Here is a 16,780-nt window from a genome sequence, read left to right as displayed (position 1 = left end):
TCACCTCGTCCCGGCCGGCTGGTCGGAGCCGCTGAGGTGGTCGGCCAGCCGCTCGATGGTGGGGTGGTCGAGGATCTCGCCGGGCCGGGTCTCCCGCCCGGTCCGGGCGGTCAGGTCCGCGCTCAGCACGAGGGTGGTGGCCGAGTCGACCCCGAGGTGGTCGAGCGGGATGTCGGTGCCCACCTCCTCCGGCGTGACGTCGAGCAGGTCCGCCAGGTAGTCCCGCAACCAGTCGATCAGCTGTTGCCGGGTCATGCCGTCCCCTCGCTTCCGACGGTGCCGGTCGTCGGCCGGTCGTCCAGTGGTGCGGCCGGGCCGAGCAGCGGTTCCAGCCAGGTGTCGAGCGCGGCCACGGTGGGGTGCTGCAGGATGGTCCCGACCGGCACCTCGATGCCGAAGGTCCGCTGCAGGGCGGCCGAGATGCGGGCGGCGAGCAGCGAGTCCCCGCCGGCCTCCAGGAAGTCGTCGGCGAGGTCCACCTGGGCGAGGCCGAGGACGGCGCGGTAGATCTCGACGATCTTCAACTGGCGGTCGGTCTCGGGCGGACGCACGGCCCGGCTGCGGCCCACCCGGCGGGCTCCCGCCTTGGCGAGGGCGCCGCGGTCGACCTTGCCGGTGCGGCTCAGCGGGAGCCGGTCGAGGGCGAGCAGCCGGGTCGGGACCATGTGCTTGGGCAGCCGCTCGGCGGTGTACTCCCGCAGGGCCTCGCGGTCGAAGCGGCGTACGGTCAGCGGGCCCTGGGCGGCGATGACGTCGAAGCCCACCGAGGCGGGGCCGTCCCCGTCCCGGGTGAGCACGGTGGTGTCGCCGAACCCGGTGGCGGTGAGCAGGCCCGCCCAGCGGGCGCGGTCGAGCAACGGGTGCCCCCAGTCGCGCAGTTCGGTGTCCTCGTAGCCGTCGAAGCCCTGCTGCAGCCCCATCGTGAGGTCGAACCACGGGTGGAAGGCCGTCTGTTCGACCATCAGCAGGGTGCCGCCGGGCGCGAGGACCGACCGGAGCGTTTCGAGTCCGGGGCCGATCCGGCGGATGTCGTGCAGCACGCTCGCCGCGATCACGAGGTCGACCGACAGCCCTTCGTGGCCCTGGAGTTCGGGGGCCTGGTCGAGGTTGAAGAGCCCGGGGCGCAGGAACTCGTAGGCGCCGAAGACCTCCCGGGCCCGGTCGGTGAAGTACGGGGAGATGTCGGTGAAGAGGTAGTCCGTGCGGTCCGCGGGCAGCAGGGGCAGCAGGTGGCGGGTCAGCGTGCCGTAGCCGCCGCCCACCTCCAGGATCCGCAGCGGGCGGTCCGCGGGCCGGTCGGCCACGAGGCGGCGCACGGCCTCGGTGGCGACGTGGTAGGCGGGCCCGAACAGCCGGGCGTAGACCTCGGGTGTGCGGTCGGAGGCGTACAGCTCGGCCGAGTGCATGGACTGGGTGAGGATGTCGGCGAGACCGCCGGCCAGCGAGAGCATCCAGTCGATCAGGTCGTCCGGCACCTCAAGGGTCCGGCGCAGGGCCTGTTGGGCGTTCTCGGCGACCGGCTCGGCGATCAGCGCGGGGAGGGTCCGGGTCACCTCCAGGCCGTGCGGTGTGCGGCGCAGCATGCCGCGTTCGCAGAGCACGCCGACCGCGCGGGTCAGCCAGCGCTCGTAGCGGGGGGCGACGCCGGCGGCCAGCGCGGCGGCCGGGTCGAAGCGCTCGCCGGGCCGGTGCGGCAGGCCGAGGGCCCGGAAGGCGGCGGCCACGGCGGCGGCGTACACGTCGTCCAGTGCGGCCCAGGCGGTGCGGAGTTCCTCGCTGCCGGGGCCGGGCGCCGGCACCCGGGCGGTCTCCTGCAGGGCGCGGCGACATCGGGCGGTCTCGGCCGGGTCGGCGGTCTCCGTCCGCAGCAGCGAGCCTTCGGTCCGGTCCGGTACGACGAAGCCGAGCAGCTTGGCGCTCGTGCCCTCCTCGGCGGACTTCACCACCACCGCCGACTCCACGCCGGGGTGCCGGGCGAGGACGGCCTCCACCTCGCCGCACTCGATCCGGTGCCCGCCGATCTTGACCTGGCCGTCCCGCCGGCCGAGGAACTGGAGCACGCCGTCCGGCAGGTAGCGGCCGAAGTCGCCCGTCCGATAGAGCCGTTCGCCGGTGACCGGGTGGTGGACGAAGCTCGCGGCGGTGCGCTCGGCGTCACGCCAGTACCCCCGGGCCAGGCCGGCGCCGGCGATGTACAGCTCACCGGGCACCCAGACGGGGCAGGGCCGCAGCTGCGCGTCCAGGACGTGGAAGGCCTGGTTCCGCAGCGGCCGGCCGTACGGGATGCTCGGCGCGTCCGGGGCGACGTCCTCGGCGGGGTGCCAGTTGGACCAGATCGACGCCTCGGTGGCGCCGCCGAGGCTGATCACCCGGGCGTCCGGCCAGAGCGCGAGGATCCGGTCGGGCAGGTCGAGGGGGATCCAGTCACCGCTGAGCAGGACCAGCCGCAGTGCGGCCGGCACGGTGTCGGCGTCCTCCAGGTGCTCGACCAGCATCTGCATCTGGGCGGGCACCGAGTTCCACACGGTGACACCGTGACGGTCCATCAGGTCGGCCCAGTGCGAGGGCTCGCGGCGCTTGTCCTCGTCCGGCAGGACGAGGGCGGCGCCGGCCGCCATGCTGCCGAAGACGTCGTACACCGACAGGTCGAAGCCCAGGTCGGCGAGGCCGAAGAGCCGGTCGTCCGGGCCGACGGCGAAACGCTCGTTGATGTCCGCGACGGTGTTGAGCGCCGCGCGGTGCTCGATCATCACGCCCTTGGGGAGCCCGGTCGACCCGGAGGTGTAGAGCACGTACGCGAGGTCGGCGGGCGCACCGGCCCCGCCGGGCGCGGTGGCCGGCGGCCGTGGTCCGTCCGGTTCGGCGGCGGGGCCCTCGCAGTGCAGCCGGGGGAGGTCGGCCGGCCACTCCAGCCGGTCGGCGTGCTCCCGGTCGGTGACCACGGCCAGGGCCTCGCCGCTCGCGAACAGCTCCTGCCGGCGCCGGGCGGGCAGGGAGGGGCCGACCGGGAGGTAGGCGGCCGAGGCCAGCAGCACCCCGTGGGCGGCGGCGATCTGGCCCGGCCCCTTGGGCAGGGTGATGCCGACCAGGCGGTCCCGCGGCGGCTCCTCGGTCAGCCGGGCGATGTCGTCGGCGACCGCGGCGGCCTGCGCGGCGAGCTCGCGGTAGCTCACGGAGCCGGAGCCGTGCAGGACGGCGGGCCGGTCGGGGTGGGCCTGCGCGCCCCGGAACAGGGCCTCGTGCAGCAGGCCCCGGGGGGCCTCGCCCGCGGTGTCGTTGGCGGCTTCGCGCAGGGTGAGCTGGTGCTCCGGCAAGGGGATGACGAGGGCGGTGTCCCAGGTGTCCTCCCGGGTGAGCCGCTGGACGGCGGCGCAGTAGGCCGCGAACATGTCGTCGAGGACGCCCTCGGGGAAGAGCTCCTCGACCGCGTCCCAGGTGAGGTCGAGCGAGCCGGTGACGTCGAGCACCTGGTGGTCGAGCCAGATCTGCGGGGTCTGGCTGAGCCGGTAGCTGATGTCGCCGAAGTACTCCATCGGCCCGGAGGCGTCCGAGACCGTGCCGAGGCCGCTGGTGAACACCACCGGCATGCCCTCGAATCCGGTCTGGAGGCCGCGCCGGCGGCGCTCGCGCAGGGTGTGCAGGGCGCTCACGTACCGGTGGCGCAGGTCGTGCTGGAGCTGGGTCTGGGTGCGGGCGGCCAGGTCGGTCAGCGGCAGGTCGCCGGTGGTGTCCATCTCCAGCAGGCAGATCGAGGTGAAGTCACCGACCACGCGCCGCAGATGGGGGTGGACCGTGCGGTAGCCGCGCTCGTTCTCGGCGAGCAGCAGCGGCAGCCGGTTGAAGACGGTGAGGTTCAGGCTGAAGCGCGGGGTGCCGCTCCAGGTGGCGAGCACCTCGGCGAAGACGGTCGCGAGCACCGCGGTCGGCGTCAGTCCGCGCTGCTCGGCGAGCCGCTGGAAGCACTGCCACTCGTCGGGCGGCAGGTGGTACTCGCGGTGCGTGAACCGGGGCTTGTGGATCTGCACCGGCGGTTTGGCCAGCGGCAGTTCGGGTGGCGGGGCCAGCGTCTCGGCGCGCGAGGCCCAGTAGTCGAGGGACCTCTTGTAGCGCGGCGCGTCGGTGCCCTGCTCCAGGGCCGTCACGTAGTCGCGGAAGGTGACGTTGATCGGCGGCAGCTCCAGGTTCTCGTCCTGGCAGAGCCCGCTCCACTCGGTGAACAGCAGGGTGATGCTGGCCAGGTCGACCATCAGCAGGTCCAGGCTGACGTGCAGCCGGTCGTGGTCGGCGAGCCGGCTGATCCGGATGTCGAAGAGCGGCCAGACGGCGGGGTCGTAGACCCGCTCGGACATGTCGGCCCGGGTGGCGGCGAGCCGCTCGGCCGCGACGGCGGGGTCGGCGTCGGAGAGGTCCTCCAAGCCGACCTCGAACGCCGGCGCCTCGGGCAGGACCTGTTGGCGCCCGTCCTTGTGGACGACCGCCCGGAGCATGTCGTGGCGCTCCAGCAGTCGACGCCAACTGCGCGAGAGCAGCGCCGGGTCCAGGCGCCGGCCCTCCATCTCGAAGTAGGCGTGCGGAGCGACGTTTCCCAGGACGAAGTTCGGTCCCCGGCCCACCCAGTACGCGTACTGGATTTCCGTCAACGGGAAGGCCGCGTGGGCGTCTGCTGTCATTCGGTGGCCCGCCTCCTGAGATCGGTGATCGGTCACAGGCAAGTGAAGCAACCGGATGGTTGCGGGACAACGCGGTCGAGTCTGCCGGAATCCGCCATGTCCGAACCACGCCAACAGCCGGACCGGCCCCGGCGATCCGTCGGATCCGCCGGGTCGGACCGGACCGACGGCGGGGCCGACCAGCGCGTTCCCCCGCCGCGGCCGGTGCCCCGCGCGGGCGGGAGGGCACCGGCCCGCCGTCACCGCACCGCTTCGCGGCGCTCCGCCGGGTGGACCGGCCCGCCCTCCACGGCCGGGGCGGGCACGCCCGCCCTGGCTCCGCCGCGCTCCGCGCCGACGCCCGCGGCGACCACCAGGACGATCCCGGTGACGGCGCCGGCACCCGGGACTTCGTGCAGCAGGACGAGACCCACCAGGACGGCGATGGCGGGCTCCAGCGCCATCAGCGTGCCGAACGCGGCGGTGGTCAGCAGGCGCAGGGACAGCAGTTCCAGGACGAGCGGGAGCACCGGCAGCAGCACGGCCAGCCCGAGGCCGGCGAGCAGCAGCTGCCAGCTGAGGCGGCCTGCCGTCGACGGGCCGGCGAAGGGCGTCGTCACCAGCGCCGCCACCGGCAGGGTGACCGCGAGCGCCCTGATCCCCGAGGCCTCGTCGCCGACCCGCTGGGTCAGCAGGATGTAGGCCGCCCAACAGGCCGCGGCGCCCAGGGCGAAGGCGACGCCGGCCGGATCGGCGCCGGCGTGCCAGGGTTCGGTGAGCAGCAGCACTCCGGCCGCGGCCAGGACGGGCCACAGTGCTCCGCCGCGGCGTCCGCGGGCCACCGCCACGGTGAGCGGGCCGAGGAACTCCAGGGCGCTCGCGGTGCCCAGCGGAAGGCGCTCGACCGCGGCGACGAAGAGCGTCATCATCGCGGCGGTCACCACCCCGAGCAGTACGCAGGCCGCCAGGCCGGACCGGGTGAACCAGGACGGACGGGGGCGCACCAGGGCGAGCAGCAGCACGCCCGCCCAGGCCAGCCGCAGCCAGACCGTGCCCTGGGCGCCGGCCTGGTCGAACAGGCCCACGGAGAGGCCCAGTCCGAGTTGGGCGAAGCACATCGAGCCGAGGGTCATCAGCGCGCCGGTGCGCGCGGGGGAGGAGGGCGAGGCGGTCACGTCCTCAGTAGACGCAGCGAGGATCGTCCATGTCCACGTGCCGATGATGGACATACCGTTCGTCGATTGTGGATGATGGGCGGATGGAAACGCGTCGCCTGCGGCTGCTGCTCGAACTGTCCCGGCTCGGGTCCATGCGCGAGGTGGCCGAGCAGCTCGGCACCACCACCTCGACCGTCTCCCAGCAGATCGCGGTGCTCGCCACCGAGTACGGGACGACCCTGATCGAACCGGACGGACGCCGGGTCAGGCTCACCCCGGCGGGGCGCCGGCTCGCCGAGCACGCCGTCACGATCCTCGCGGCGCACGAGGCGGCGCACGCCGACCTCGACCCCGGCGCGGTACCCGCCGGGACGGTGCGCGTCGCGGGCTTCGCCACCGCGATCCGGCACTCGCTGCTGCCGATCATCACCCGGCTGGCCGACACGCACCCGCGGGTGCGGCTGGTCGTCCGCGAGCACGAGCCGGCGGAGGCCACCGCCTTGCTGGCCGCCGACGAGGTCGACCTCGCCCTGAGCTACGACTACAACCTCGCCCCGGCGGCTGCCGACCGCGCCCTGGAGTCGGTCCCGCTCTGGTCCACGGCCTTCGGTCTCGGGGTCTCCGACCCCGACCCGGGGGGCACGGAGAGGACCGGGGGCGAGGCGGCGGCGGTCTTCGCCGGGTTCCGCGGACACGACTGGATCGGCAACTCCCGCAACAGCGCCGACGAGGACGTGATCCGCGTGCTGGCCTCGACGGCGGGCTTCGAACCGCGCGTCACCCACCAGGCCGACAGTCTCGAACTCGTCGAGGACATGATCGTCGCCGGGCTGGGCGTCGGGCTGCTGCCCGCCGACCGGGTGACCCGGCCGGGTGTGCGGATCCTCCCCCTCACCCGCCCGGACGTCGTCCTGCGCGCCCACACCCTCGTCCGCCGCGGCCGGGGCCACTGGCCGCCGCTGGCCCTCCTCCTCGACCTGCTCACCGGCGGGTCCGCCCCCGACCCGGGCCGGTCGGCGCCCGCCGAACCCGCGGGCGCTCCCGCCCGGCGGTGAACGGCGCACCCGCCCACGTCGGGTGACGCGTGGCCGGCGGGGCCGAACCCGTGCGTGCGGGCGGACTCCTAGCCCGACCGGACTCCCATCCCGACCGGAGTCCTAGCCCGACAGGACTCCTATCCCGGACCGGACTCCTATCCCGCCCGGGCGGTGCCGCGCGGCCGGGCGCGGGGCGATCAGGCGTCCGGAACGACGGCCACCGGGCACTGCGCGTGCTGCACGACCGCCTGGCTGGTCGAGCCCAGCCGACCCAGCGGCCCGTGCGGCTCGCGGCTGCGGCCCACCACGAGCAACTGCTGGCTCCGGGAGGAGGTGACCAGCTCCTTGGCTGCGCCGCCGCGGACCGCGGACGTGGTGACGACGGTGTCCGGGTACTGCTGGCGCCACTGGGCGGTCAGCTCGGCGAGCAAGCGCTCCTGCTGGTCCACGATGTGCCCCTCCTCGTAGACCGGCGGCAGGGCGTGGTTCGGGCCGCTGACCAGCGGGTACGACCAGGCGTGGACGGCCGTCAGCGGCAGGTTGCGGCGCTGCGCGGCCTCGAAGGCGAAGGCGAGCGGGCGGTCGTCCCGGCCGTCCCCCTGGAGGCCGACGAGCACCCCGCCCTGGAGCGGACCCGCCGGGACCGGCCGGACCACGACGACCGGGCAGCGGGCCGACGCGGCCGCATGGAGCGAGGTCGAGCCGAGCAGGAGGCGGGAGAAGCCGCCGGAGCCGCGTGCGCCGAGGGCCAGGAGCTCGGCCCTGTCGGCGGCGTCGGCGAGGGCCTCGCGGGCCGGCCGGTCGGCCAGCTCGGTCGTGACGCTCAGCCCCGGGTGGCGCAGCAGCGCCTGCTCGGACGCCGTGGCCAGCAGGCGCTCGCCGTCGGATCCGTCCGGCGGCCCTGCGCCGGGTGCCTCGTCCTGCTCGCCGGCCCACGCGTGGAGCAGGTGCAGCGGCCGGTGGCGCAGCCACGCCTCGTCGGCGGCCCATTCGAGGGCGTGTCCGCTGGACTCCGACGCGTCGACGCCTACGACCACGGGGTTTGTCATCGCCGAATCCTCCGCATCCCGGGGGCGGTGCCGTACCGCGCCTCCGGATTCCGGGGCGGTGCCGTACCGCCGGCCGCGCCGGGGGCGGCCTGGGTCCCAGGCTATGCCGCCGGGGTGCGCCGGGCAGCGCGAGGAGCGGCGGACCGACCCGGACGGGCGAGCGGGCGGGCTCCGTCCCGGTGGGCGGGCCCGCTGCGGGGCGGGGCCGTCCGGTCCCCTCCGCCGGGCCGTGCGCCGCTGGTCGGAACCACCCGGCGGGCGGATCCTGGAGGGGCCCGGGCCCGCTCCGTGCGATCCGCACCCACGGCCGTTCGCCGCGGGCCCGCGACGTCGGACGGCCCGCGGCGGACCCGGTGGACCGTCCGGACCGGGGCGACCGTCCGGGCCGGGACGCTGCCCCGAGGCGGTCGAACGCGGCGGATCCCGGTCGTGGCCGGGCCGTCCAGTGGCGAGGAGGATTCCGTGAACGCCGGAACCGAGTACGACGCGCAGCCCCCGCCCCGGCCGGATCCGGCCGACCTCGGCCGGCGGATCGCAGAGCGCCGGGCCCAGCTCCGCCTCTCCGAGGAGGCGCTCGCCAACCGGGCGGGCATGGCGCCCGCGTACCTGCGCAACCTCGTCCAGGCGGGCCCGGGTTTCGACGCGGGCGGGCTGCTGCGGATCGCCGCGGCACTCGGCGTCGGCTACCGCGAACTGCTCGAGGGCCGGGCCGACCCACCGCCCGGACAGGGCCCGGCGGCCCCGCACCCGGTGCTCGTCCACCTCTCCGAGGAGGAGTGCTGGGATCGACTCGGAGGGCACGGCGTCGGGCGGGTCGCGCTGCCGGCCCCGGGCGGGCCAGTCGTCCTGCCGGTCAACTACCTGGTCGCCGACCGGGCCCTCGCCTACCGCACCGATCCGGGCGGCGCGGCCGAGCCCGCGGCCGGCGCGGCGGTGTCCTTCGAGGTCGACCGCGTGGACGACCGGCTGGCCGGCGGCTGGAGCGTCCTCCTCACCGGAGCGGCCGAGCTCGTGGACGACCCCGGGGCGATCCGGCTGCTGGACGGGCTCCAGGTCGAGTTCGGCAGCCCGCCGTGGGTCGGCGGCAACCGCCCGCGGTGGGTCCGGATCCGCCCGGAGCGGGTGACCGGCCGCCGCATCGGGACGGTCGACGTGGACCGGCCGTCCGCGCAGTGAACGGGAGGCGGCCCGGCGACCCGATCGGTCACCGCCCACCCCCGCGCACGGTGAGGCCCGTCCGCCGCGCGCAGGGCCTGCGCGCAGCGGACGGACCTCGGGGCGCTACGGGCGGGGCGGTCAGCCCTCCACGGCGGCCGGCTCGCGTTCGGCGGTGGGAGCGGCCGGTTCGTCCTGCGCCGCTCCGCCGCGGACCGCCGGGATCACGGCGGCGACGGCCGCCGCGACCAGGGCGACGCCGAGCCCGATGAGCAGGCCGGTGCGGAAGCCGCTCTCGGAGGCGAAGGCGCGGCCGCCCATGGTGGTGGTCATCTGGGAGAGGACCGTGCCGATCACGGCGGCGCCGATCGAGGTGCCGAGTGCGCGCATGAGCGTGTTGAAGCCGTTGGCGGCGGCGGTCTCGGCGACCGGGATCGCGCTCATGATGAGGGCGGGCATCGCGCCGTAGGCGAGGCCGACGCCGCTGCTGATGACCATGGTGACCACCATCAGCCCCCAGGCCGAGCCCATCAGGGCCTGCGAGAGCCCGTAGCCGGCGGCGATCACCAGGACGCCGCTGATCAGCGTGAACTTCGGGCCGCGGGCGTTGGTGAGCTTCCCGCCGAACGGCGAGACGATCATCATCATGATGCCGCCGGGTGCCATCCACAGGCCGGCCGCGAGCATCGACTGGCCCAGCCCGTAGCCGGTGGCCTCCGGGAACTGCAGCAGCTGGGGGACGATCAGCATGCTGGCGTACATGCCGAAGCCGACGAAGACCGAGGCGATGTTGGTGAACAGCACCCGCGGGCGGGCGGTGGTGCGCAGGTCGACCAGCGGGTCCTTGGTGCGGACCTCCCACAGGCCCCAGGCCGCCAGCACGACGACGGAGGTGGCGAACATGCCGATCGTGGTGGCGGAGGCCCAGCCCCAGTCGGCGCCCTTGGAGACCGCCAGCAGCAGGGCGACCAGGCCGACGCCGAGACCGAGCGCGCCGAGCAGGTCGAAGCGCTGACCCCGGGCACCCGCCGGCACCTCCGGGATCAGGAACCAGATCAGGGTGGAGACCGTCAGGGCCAGGACGGCCGCGCCCCAGAACAGCACCCGCCAGTTCGCGTACTGGGCGACCGCCGCGGCGATCGGCAGGCCGAGGCCGCCGCCGATCCCCATCGACGCGCTGACCAGCGCGATCGAGGAGCTGAGCTTCTCGGCCGGGACGACGTCGCGCAGCAGGGCGATGCCCAGCGGCACCATGCCCATGCCCATGCCCTGCAGACCGCGCCCGATGATCATGGGGACGACGGAGGAGGCGAGCGCGCACACCACCGAGCCGGCCACCAGCGGCACCGAGCACACGAGCAGCATCCGGCGCTTGCCCACCATGTCGCCCAGGCGCCCGGAGACCGGCACGCAGACGGCGGAGACCAGCAGGGTGACGGTGATGACCCAGGCGGCGTTCGAGGGGCTGGTGTGCAGGATCTGCGGGAGGTCGGCGATGAGCGGGGTGACCAGGGTCTGCATGATCGCGGCGACCGTGCCGGCGAAGGCCAGCGTGGCGATCACGCCGCCGGATTGTGCCGAACGTTGAGAGGCGTCCATCGAGGAGAGCTCCTGAGCTGTCTGCCGGGCTGGCTGTCTGCCGGGTGGGGTCTGGGGGTGCTGGCGGGCGGGGCGTGCGTCGGGCCGTCCGTCCGTGGGGTGGGTCGTCCGTGGGCGGGCCGTCCGCCGAGCCAGGAGATGCAGCATACATGAGCTGTGCATCATGCATATGCTGTGTCTGATGCATACTGGGAGGGAGCGGCAGGCGGATCGGGCCGGCCGGGGGCGCGAGGTGCCGGCGACCGGCGAGGAGGCGGCGGGACCATGGTCAGACCCACCCACGAGGTCGAGTACGAGCAGATGCTGCTCAGCCGGCACGGGCTCCGCGGCCACGGGGGCGGACGCCGCAAGGACGGCCAGCTCGAACGCAGCGCCTACATCCTGCTGAGCCGGATCCGGGTCCAGGGGCCGATGTCGATCGGCGAACTCAGCGACGCGTTCGACCTCGACGCCTCCACCCTCAACCGGCAGACCACGGCCGCGCGGCGCGCCGGGCTGGTGGAGCGCATCCCCGACCCGGCGGGCGGGATGGCCAGGAAGTTCCGCATCACCGCCGAGGGCGCGCGCATCCTCGACGAGGAGCGGGCCGGCACGGTCCGCAGTCTCGACCGGGTGATGGCCGACTGGACGGACGAGGACATCGCCCTCTTCGCCGGCATGCTGCGGCGCTTCAACGCCGGGATCGAGCGTCTCGGCGGGCGCCCCTGGCCGCGCCCCTGAGCCGGGCCCTCCGGTCGGGTGGCTCCGCCGGCGGCCGGCGGCGGTCGGACGGTCAGGTGGTCGGTCGGCCTCCGGCGGCTGCGCCGCTGCGCGAACGGTCCTCGGGGCGCGGAACGGAGGGCCCTCGCGGGCTTCCGGGGCCCGGCTTGATCTCCGCGCGTAGAGATGATCTGATGACCCCTCATCGGCGCGAAGGGGGAGATCGTGCGCCTTCTGAGCTCGATCCCGACGCCCTCGTTGACGGACGGCGCCGTGACGATCCGCCGGCCCGGCGCCGACGACGCCGACACCCTGCTCGCGGGCACCCGCGATCCGCTGGTGCGCGAGTTCATGCAGGGCGTGATCCCCCACCGGGACCGCGACGCGGCCAAGGAATGGCTCGAAGAGGTGCCCGCCCTGCTCTGGGCCGAGGACCGGGCCGCCTACTTCTCGGTGGCCCTCGGCCCCGGGCCCGCCGTGGGCTGGGCCGAATTGGTCGACCTGAGACCCGCGGAGGGCGCGGCCGAGGCCGCCATCTGGCTGCTGCCCGAGGCCCGGAGCCTGCGGACGGCCGCCTCCGCGCTCCGGCTGGTCTGCCGCTTCGGCTTCGAGTGCCTGGGGCTGCGCCGAATTGACGCGTACGCCGCAGCAGATAATATGCCGGTTCAGGTGGTTGGGGCGCATATCGGCTTCCGGCGCGCGGGCTTCCGTCCGGGACTCTTCCGCAGCTCCCGGACCCACGCGCTGCACGACGCCGTGTACGCCACCCTGGCCCCCGAGGACCTCTGCTGACGCCGAGGCAGCTGACACGGGGACTTCGCAGCAGGACACGCACTGACGGGGAAACCCGTGGAGGAGGACGACGACATGTCGGGGGGAGCGGACATTCCGCCGCTGGAGCAGGGCACGGACGAGGGCGGTCCGGCCGGGGGACTGCGGCTGAGCACGGGGAGCCCGGAACTTCCGGGTGGCCGCGTCGAGTTGACGGTCGCCGCGGACGGGTCACTGCGAGCGGAGCGGCGCACGGGTGACATCCGCACCGTCCGGACCGGGCGACTCGACCCGGGGCTGCTGGGCCGGGTGCTCGGCGCACTGCGCGGAGCCGCCCCCGGGCTCCCGCCCGAGCAGGTCACCGGCGGCGGCGCAGGCCGGCGACTGACCGTCACCGGCCTGCTGGGGGAGCAGAGCCTGACCTGGGAGGACGGCGGCGCCGCGCCGCTGCCCGGTGTCGGGAACGCCCTGGAGGCACTGGCCGCGCAGGTCCTCGACCAGGCGGCGCCGGGCCGGCTGCCCACCGCCCTGATCATCCTGGACCAGCCGGATCCCGTCGCCGCGGAGGCCGTCGGCCGGCCCACGGCGGCCCTCGGCACGGTGGCCGGGCGACCGGCCTACGCACTGGCCCAACCCGGCGAGGGCTTCGGCCTGGCCGCCCTCGACGGATCCGGCACCCTCGGCGGATCGGACGCCGACGCCGGCGTGCAGCCCACCGCGATGGCACTCGGTTCGGCCGGGGAGCGCGAGCTCTTCGCCGTCGGCGGCGAGGACGGCGCGGTGCAGGTCTGGGACGCCGTCGCCGGGACCCTGCTGCACAGCACGGCCGGCGGCGAGGGCGCCCAGGCGGTCGCGGCCGGGCTGGTCGAGGGAGTGCCGCTGGTCTTCTCCGCCGGTCGCGCCGGCGAGGTCAGGGCCTGGCACGGCGAGGACGGCCGCGCGCTGGGCCTGCTGCCGGTCGGGGGCCACGGCGCCGCCGTCCTCTGCCACGCCCGGTGCGCGGACCTCGACCTGGTGGCCGCCGCCGGCGACGACGCCGTGGTGCGGGTCTGGGACGCCTCCACCGGGGAACAGCTCCACCTCCTGGTCGGGCACACCGACCGGGTGACCGTGCTCGCGGTGCTCAGCCTCGGAGACCAGGCCGTGCTGGCCTCGGCCGGTATGGACGGCGTGATCCGGCTCTGGGACCTCGCCACCGGGCAGCCGGTGGCGGCGCTGGCCGGGCACTCCGGCTCGGTGACCGGACTGGCCTTCCTCACGGTGGACGGCGAACCCCAGCTGGCCTCCTGCTCGTTGGACGGCACGATCCGCACCTGGGACGTCTACACCGGTACCGCGTCGGGCGGCCGGCCCGCCGAGCGCGGCTGGCTCACCGCACTCGCCGCCGTCGAACTCGCCGGCGCTCCCGTCCTGGCGGTCGGCGACGAGAGCGGCGGACTCACCCTCTGGGACCCGGTCACCGCGCGCCCGCTGGGCAGCTGCGCCGCACCGGGTGAGATGTTCCCGCTGAACGCCCTGGCCGCCGCCGAGCTGGACGGCCGGCCGGTGCTCGCCGCCGGGTACGGGGACGGCACGCTCCGGCTCTGGGACGCCGTCGGTCGCACCGAACTGCGCACGGCGGCGCCGGAGGGCGGCCCGGTCACCTCCGTCGCGCTCTGCGCGGCGGCCGACCGCGCACTGATCGTCTGCGGCACCGCCACCGGCGCCGTCCGCTGCCTGGACCCCCGGGGCGCCAAGGCGCTGACCGTCCCCGTGCCGCACGGCGGAGCGGTGACCGGTCTCGCCTTCGGCGAGCCGGTGGACGGCGGCCCCGCCGTCCTGGTCTCGGCCGGCGAGGACGGCACGCTCTGGGTCCGGGAGGCCCTCGGCGGCGCGCCGCTGCTGCGGTTGGCGGCCGGCCCGCACGCGGTCACCGCGCTGGCCGTGGGCCTGGTCGCGGGGCGCCGCACGATCGCGGCGGCCGGCGGCGACGGCGTGGTCCGGCTGTGGGACGGGTCGGACGGCCGGCCCGGAGCCGAGATCGCCGCGGCGCCGGGGCGGGTGCAGGTGCTGGCCTTCGGCCGGATCGGCGCGAGCGACGTCCTGGTGGGCGGTCGCGGCGACGGATCGCTCCAGGTCTGGAACCTTCCGGACGGCGCCGTCGTCTCCTCCCTCACCGGCGGCGACGCGCCGGTGCACAGCCTGGTCTGCCAGGACCTCGACGGCGAGGTGCTGTTGGCCGCGGGCGACGCGGGATCGACCCTGCGGCTCTGGCACCTGGCCAGCGGAACCCTGCTGAACGAGGCCGGGCTGGACAGAGTCCCGCTGGCCATCGCCTTCGGCGACTCGGGGCTGCACGTGGTGGGCCCCGGCGGAGCGACGACGCTCTGAGTCGCCGGATCGGCTCGGGGCGACGGCGCTCCGAGCTGCGGGGTCGCGTTTATCGATCGTTGAGAGGTCCGGTGCAGTGTGGCGGGCGGACCGGGTGGGGCCGGGCGTACGCCCGGGAAACGGAGTTGGCACAGATGAGCGGTAAGTCCTTCCAGATCGATTTGGACGAGGTCGAGGCGGCGGCGAAGGTGATCCGCAGCACGCTCGCCGATCTCGAGGCCCCGGCCGCCCGCCTGGAGGCCGTGATCAAGCAGATCCAGCCGGCCGCCTACGGCCGGGACGCCGTCGGCAAGGCCCTCACCGGCGGGACTTCGGCGGTCGGCGGGGTGCCCGACCACCAGAAGCAGATCTTCGAGGGCGTCCGCCGCTACCTGGTGACCTCCGCTCAGCTCGCGGCCAACCTGGAGCTGATGTGCAGTCGCTACCGGGAGACCGACACCGCGCACGCGGATCAGGTCCGGCAACTGGACGGCGGCCGGGGCGCGTCCGACCAGCCGGCCGTCGTCCCCGCGGCGACGGTCGAGCCGCCGCCGATCGTGCCGCCCAAGGAGCCGGTGGCACTCCTGCCGCCGACGGCGACCCCCGCCGCGATCTACCAGGACCCGAACGCGCCCACCCTGGAGTACAACGACCGCACCGACGCCGACACGGAGCGCGAGCCGCGCACGGGCGCCGGCGGATCGCACCAGCTGATCTGAGGGCGTTCGCCGCCACGCCCGCCCCGCGGTCGTGGACGCTTCCTCCGCACGTGATGTGACGATCCGTCACCTCGCGCGGGTCCGGCGGCGCCCCCTCCTCCTCACCCTCCCCTCCGCCCCGGGCCGTCCGGCCGGGCGGCCAGTCCAGAGAGCGACGCGCCATGATCGAGCTGCCGTCCGACCTCGCCGAAGTGCTCAAGATCGTCCAGAGCAACGAGCACGGCTCCGCCATCACCTTCCCCGACGCCAACGAGGAACTGCTGGCGGAGCTCGCCGCGGCCTGGGAGGGCTGGAACCGGGCGGCCGAACCGGCGGTGCGCGCCATCGTGGCGAGCGCCAACCGGGCGATGGCCCACATGTCCGGGGCCGCCGCCGAGAGCTTCGAGGGGTACCTGCGCAAGTACGCCAGCGGTGACCAGTCGCACGCCGCCACCACGCTGGACGCCGGGACGGCCATGGCGCAGTCGCTGCGCGGCGCCCAGCAGGCGGTCACCCAGACCAAGAACGAGATGGTCCGCGAACTCCGTTACGCCAAGGACTACATGGACCAGAACCCGGCGGGCAAGCACGACGACATCGCCCAGTCCGAGGGGATCAAGACGGCCGCGGACACCTACAACACCTACGTCGGCCAGGTCGGATCCAGCGTCGACTCGATGCTCAGGCAGAGCGCGGGGCACGTCGAGCGGATGACCAGTGCGGCCCAGGTCGCCACCCTCGGCGGCGGTGCCGGCGGCGGAGGCGGCACCGCGACCCGCCCGGGGCCGGCGAGCTCGACGGCGTTCGACCCCAGCAGCCTGACGGCACCCGGCACCGGTCTCGACGCGGCCGCGGCCCTCGGGCTGCCCGATGGCGCCGGCGGCGCCGGCGCGGTCGCTGGCCTGCCGGGCGGCCCGGACGCCCCCGGCGCGCCGGACGGTTTCGGCGGCAGCGGCACGGGGAGCACCTACCGGCCCCAACTCGCCGCCCTGCAGCCGTTCCAGGCACCCACGCCCGCCGGGCGCTCGATCGACCTGGGCGCGGGCGGTGGCGGGGCCGGCAGTGGTGGCGGCGCCGGCCTGCCGACCTTCCGGACGGGGACCACGCCGGGCCTCGACCTGGCCGGATTCAGTGGTTCGGGTACGGACACTGCCATTCCCAGCCGGGCCGGCAGCGGGCTCTCCCCCTGGTCACCGGCCGGCCTCGGCGCAGGCTCCGCCGGATCCGGTCTCGGCGCCGGCTCGTTCGGCTCCGGCCTGGGCGCCCTGCCGTTCGGCGGGCTGGGCGGCGCCGGAGCGGGTGGGCGCAGCTCCGGGGCCCTCGCCCGGACGGCCGGGGCTTCCGGTGCGTACGGTCGGACGCTCGCCGGCGGCGCGGCAACGGGTCGCGGCCCAGGCGGCGGTCCGCTCGGATCCGGCGCGGCCGGACGGGTGGCCGGCGGCCGGGGTGTCGGTGGCGGCGGTGTCGGCGGCTTCGGAGCGGGCGGCGGGGGTGGACGAGGCATCGGCGGAGCCTCCGGGGCTGGCGCGGCGGCCCGCGCGGGCGCCACGCGCTCCGGCCTCGGGGTCGCCTCCGGCGCCGGCGGCGGCGCGGGCGCGGGCCGCTCCGGCCTGGGGA

At 75.4% G+C, this 16,780-nt stretch carries 11 protein-coding genes and 1 pseudogene; 7 read left to right on the top strand and 5 right to left on the bottom strand.

Annotation, left to right across the window (positions count from 1 at the left end):
- The 3 genes from ACFTWP_RS30685 to ACFTWP_RS30675 all read right to left on the bottom strand — a co-directional run bounded on the left by ACFTWP_RS30685 (position 1) and on the right by ACFTWP_RS30675 (position 5,824).
- A complete protein-coding gene (locus tag ACFTWP_RS30685; RefSeq protein ID WP_380268200.1) occupies positions 1–255 on the bottom strand; it encodes an acyl carrier protein in 255 nt (84 codons plus the stop codon).
- Complete coding sequence (locus tag ACFTWP_RS30680; protein WP_380268199.1) at positions 252–4,670, bottom strand: amino acid adenylation domain-containing protein; 4,419 nt, start codon at positions 4,668–4,670, stop codon at positions 252–254. Before ACFTWP_RS30680 ends, ACFTWP_RS30685 begins: the two co-directional genes overlap by 4 nt.
- A 239-nt stretch (positions 4,671–4,909) precedes the next feature.
- A complete protein-coding gene (locus ACFTWP_RS30675; RefSeq protein WP_380268198.1) occupies positions 4,910–5,824 on the bottom strand; it encodes a DMT family transporter in 915 nt (304 codons plus the stop codon).
- 83 nt (positions 5,825–5,907) lie between these two features.
- On the opposite strand from ACFTWP_RS30675, the gene ACFTWP_RS30670 reads away from it, so the two are divergent.
- Positions 5,908–6,861 (top strand): LysR family transcriptional regulator, encoded by a 954-nt coding sequence (locus ACFTWP_RS30670; protein ID WP_380268197.1) that lies wholly within the window; start codon positions 5,908–5,910, stop codon positions 6,859–6,861.
- Between the two features lie 179 nt (positions 6,862–7,040).
- On the opposite strand, the gene ACFTWP_RS30665 is transcribed toward ACFTWP_RS30670, so the two are convergent.
- Entirely contained in the window at positions 7,041–7,892 is an 852-nt protein-coding gene (locus ACFTWP_RS30665; RefSeq protein ID WP_380268196.1) for a universal stress protein, read from the bottom strand.
- A gap of 462 nt (positions 7,893–8,354) precedes the next feature.
- On the opposite strand from ACFTWP_RS30665, the gene ACFTWP_RS30660 reads away from it, so the two are divergent.
- Positions 8,355–9,068, top strand: a complete 714-nt coding sequence (locus tag ACFTWP_RS30660) for a helix-turn-helix domain-containing protein (RefSeq protein WP_380268195.1) — start codon at positions 8,355–8,357, stop codon at positions 9,066–9,068.
- 120 nt (positions 9,069–9,188) lie between these two features.
- Here the strand turns inward: ACFTWP_RS30660 and ACFTWP_RS30655 are convergent, their stop codons facing one another.
- Positions 9,189–10,646 carry an MFS transporter gene (locus ACFTWP_RS30655; RefSeq protein WP_380268194.1) on the bottom strand — a complete coding sequence of 486 codons (1,458 nt, stop codon included), beginning with the start codon at positions 10,644–10,646 and terminating at the stop codon, positions 9,189–9,191.
- A gap of 264 nt (positions 10,647–10,910) precedes the next feature.
- Between ACFTWP_RS30655 and ACFTWP_RS30650 the strand changes: the two genes are divergently transcribed.
- From ACFTWP_RS30650 to ACFTWP_RS30630, 5 genes and pseudogenes are all read left to right on the top strand, one after another.
- Positions 10,911–11,366 carry a MarR family winged helix-turn-helix transcriptional regulator gene (locus ACFTWP_RS30650; protein WP_380268193.1) on the top strand — a complete coding sequence of 152 codons (456 nt, stop codon included), beginning with the start codon at positions 10,911–10,913 and terminating at the stop codon, positions 11,364–11,366.
- A gap of 204 nt (positions 11,367–11,570) precedes the next feature.
- Complete coding sequence (locus tag ACFTWP_RS30645; protein ID WP_380268192.1) at positions 11,571–12,137, top strand: GNAT family N-acetyltransferase; 567 nt, start codon at positions 11,571–11,573, stop codon at positions 12,135–12,137.
- Between the two features lie 75 nt (positions 12,138–12,212).
- Entirely contained in the window at positions 12,213–14,486 is a 2,274-nt protein-coding gene (locus tag ACFTWP_RS30640; protein WP_380268191.1) for a hypothetical protein, read from the top strand.
- A 134-nt stretch (positions 14,487–14,620) separates the two neighbouring features.
- A complete protein-coding gene (locus tag ACFTWP_RS30635) occupies positions 14,621–15,184 on the top strand; it encodes a hypothetical protein (RefSeq protein WP_380268190.1) in 564 nt (187 codons plus the stop codon).
- 161 nt (positions 15,185–15,345) lie between these two features.
- Positions 15,346–16,780: pseudogene (locus tag ACFTWP_RS30630) on the top strand (hypothetical protein); the annotation flags it as partial.

The sequence above is a fragment of the Kitasatospora sp. NPDC057015 genome (genome assembly GCF_042673745.1).
In the GTDB taxonomy this organism is placed as follows: domain Bacteria; phylum Actinomycetota; class Actinomycetes; order Streptomycetales; family Streptomycetaceae; genus Kitasatospora.
This window is presented reverse-complemented; position numbering and strand designations above follow the sequence as displayed.

Bases quoted from the DNA above. Each gene is read 5' to 3' on its own strand.
- ACFTWP_RS30685 (WP_380268200.1), bottom strand. From the start codon at position 255: ATGACCCGGCAACAGCTGATCGACTGGTTGCGGGACTACCTGGCGGAC.
- ACFTWP_RS30680 (WP_380268199.1), bottom strand. From the start codon at position 4,670: ATGACAGCAGACGCCCACGCGGCCTTCCCGTTGACGGAAATCCAGTAC.
- ACFTWP_RS30670 (WP_380268197.1), top strand. From the start codon at position 5,908: ATGGAAACGCGTCGCCTGCGGCTGCTGCTCGAACTGTCCCGGCTCGGG.
- ACFTWP_RS30665 (WP_380268196.1), bottom strand. From the start codon at position 7,892: ATGACAAACCCCGTGGTCGTAGGCGTCGACGCGTCGGAGTCCAGCGGA.
- ACFTWP_RS30655 (WP_380268194.1), bottom strand. From the start codon at position 10,646: ATGGACGCCTCTCAACGTTCGGCACAATCCGGCGGCGTGATCGCCACG.
- ACFTWP_RS30650 (WP_380268193.1), top strand. From the start codon at position 10,911: ATGGTCAGACCCACCCACGAGGTCGAGTACGAGCAGATGCTGCTCAGC.
- ACFTWP_RS30640 (WP_380268191.1), top strand. From the start codon at position 12,213: ATGTCGGGGGGAGCGGACATTCCGCCGCTGGAGCAGGGCACGGACGAG.
- ACFTWP_RS30635 (WP_380268190.1), top strand. From the start codon at position 14,621: ATGAGCGGTAAGTCCTTCCAGATCGATTTGGACGAGGTCGAGGCGGCG.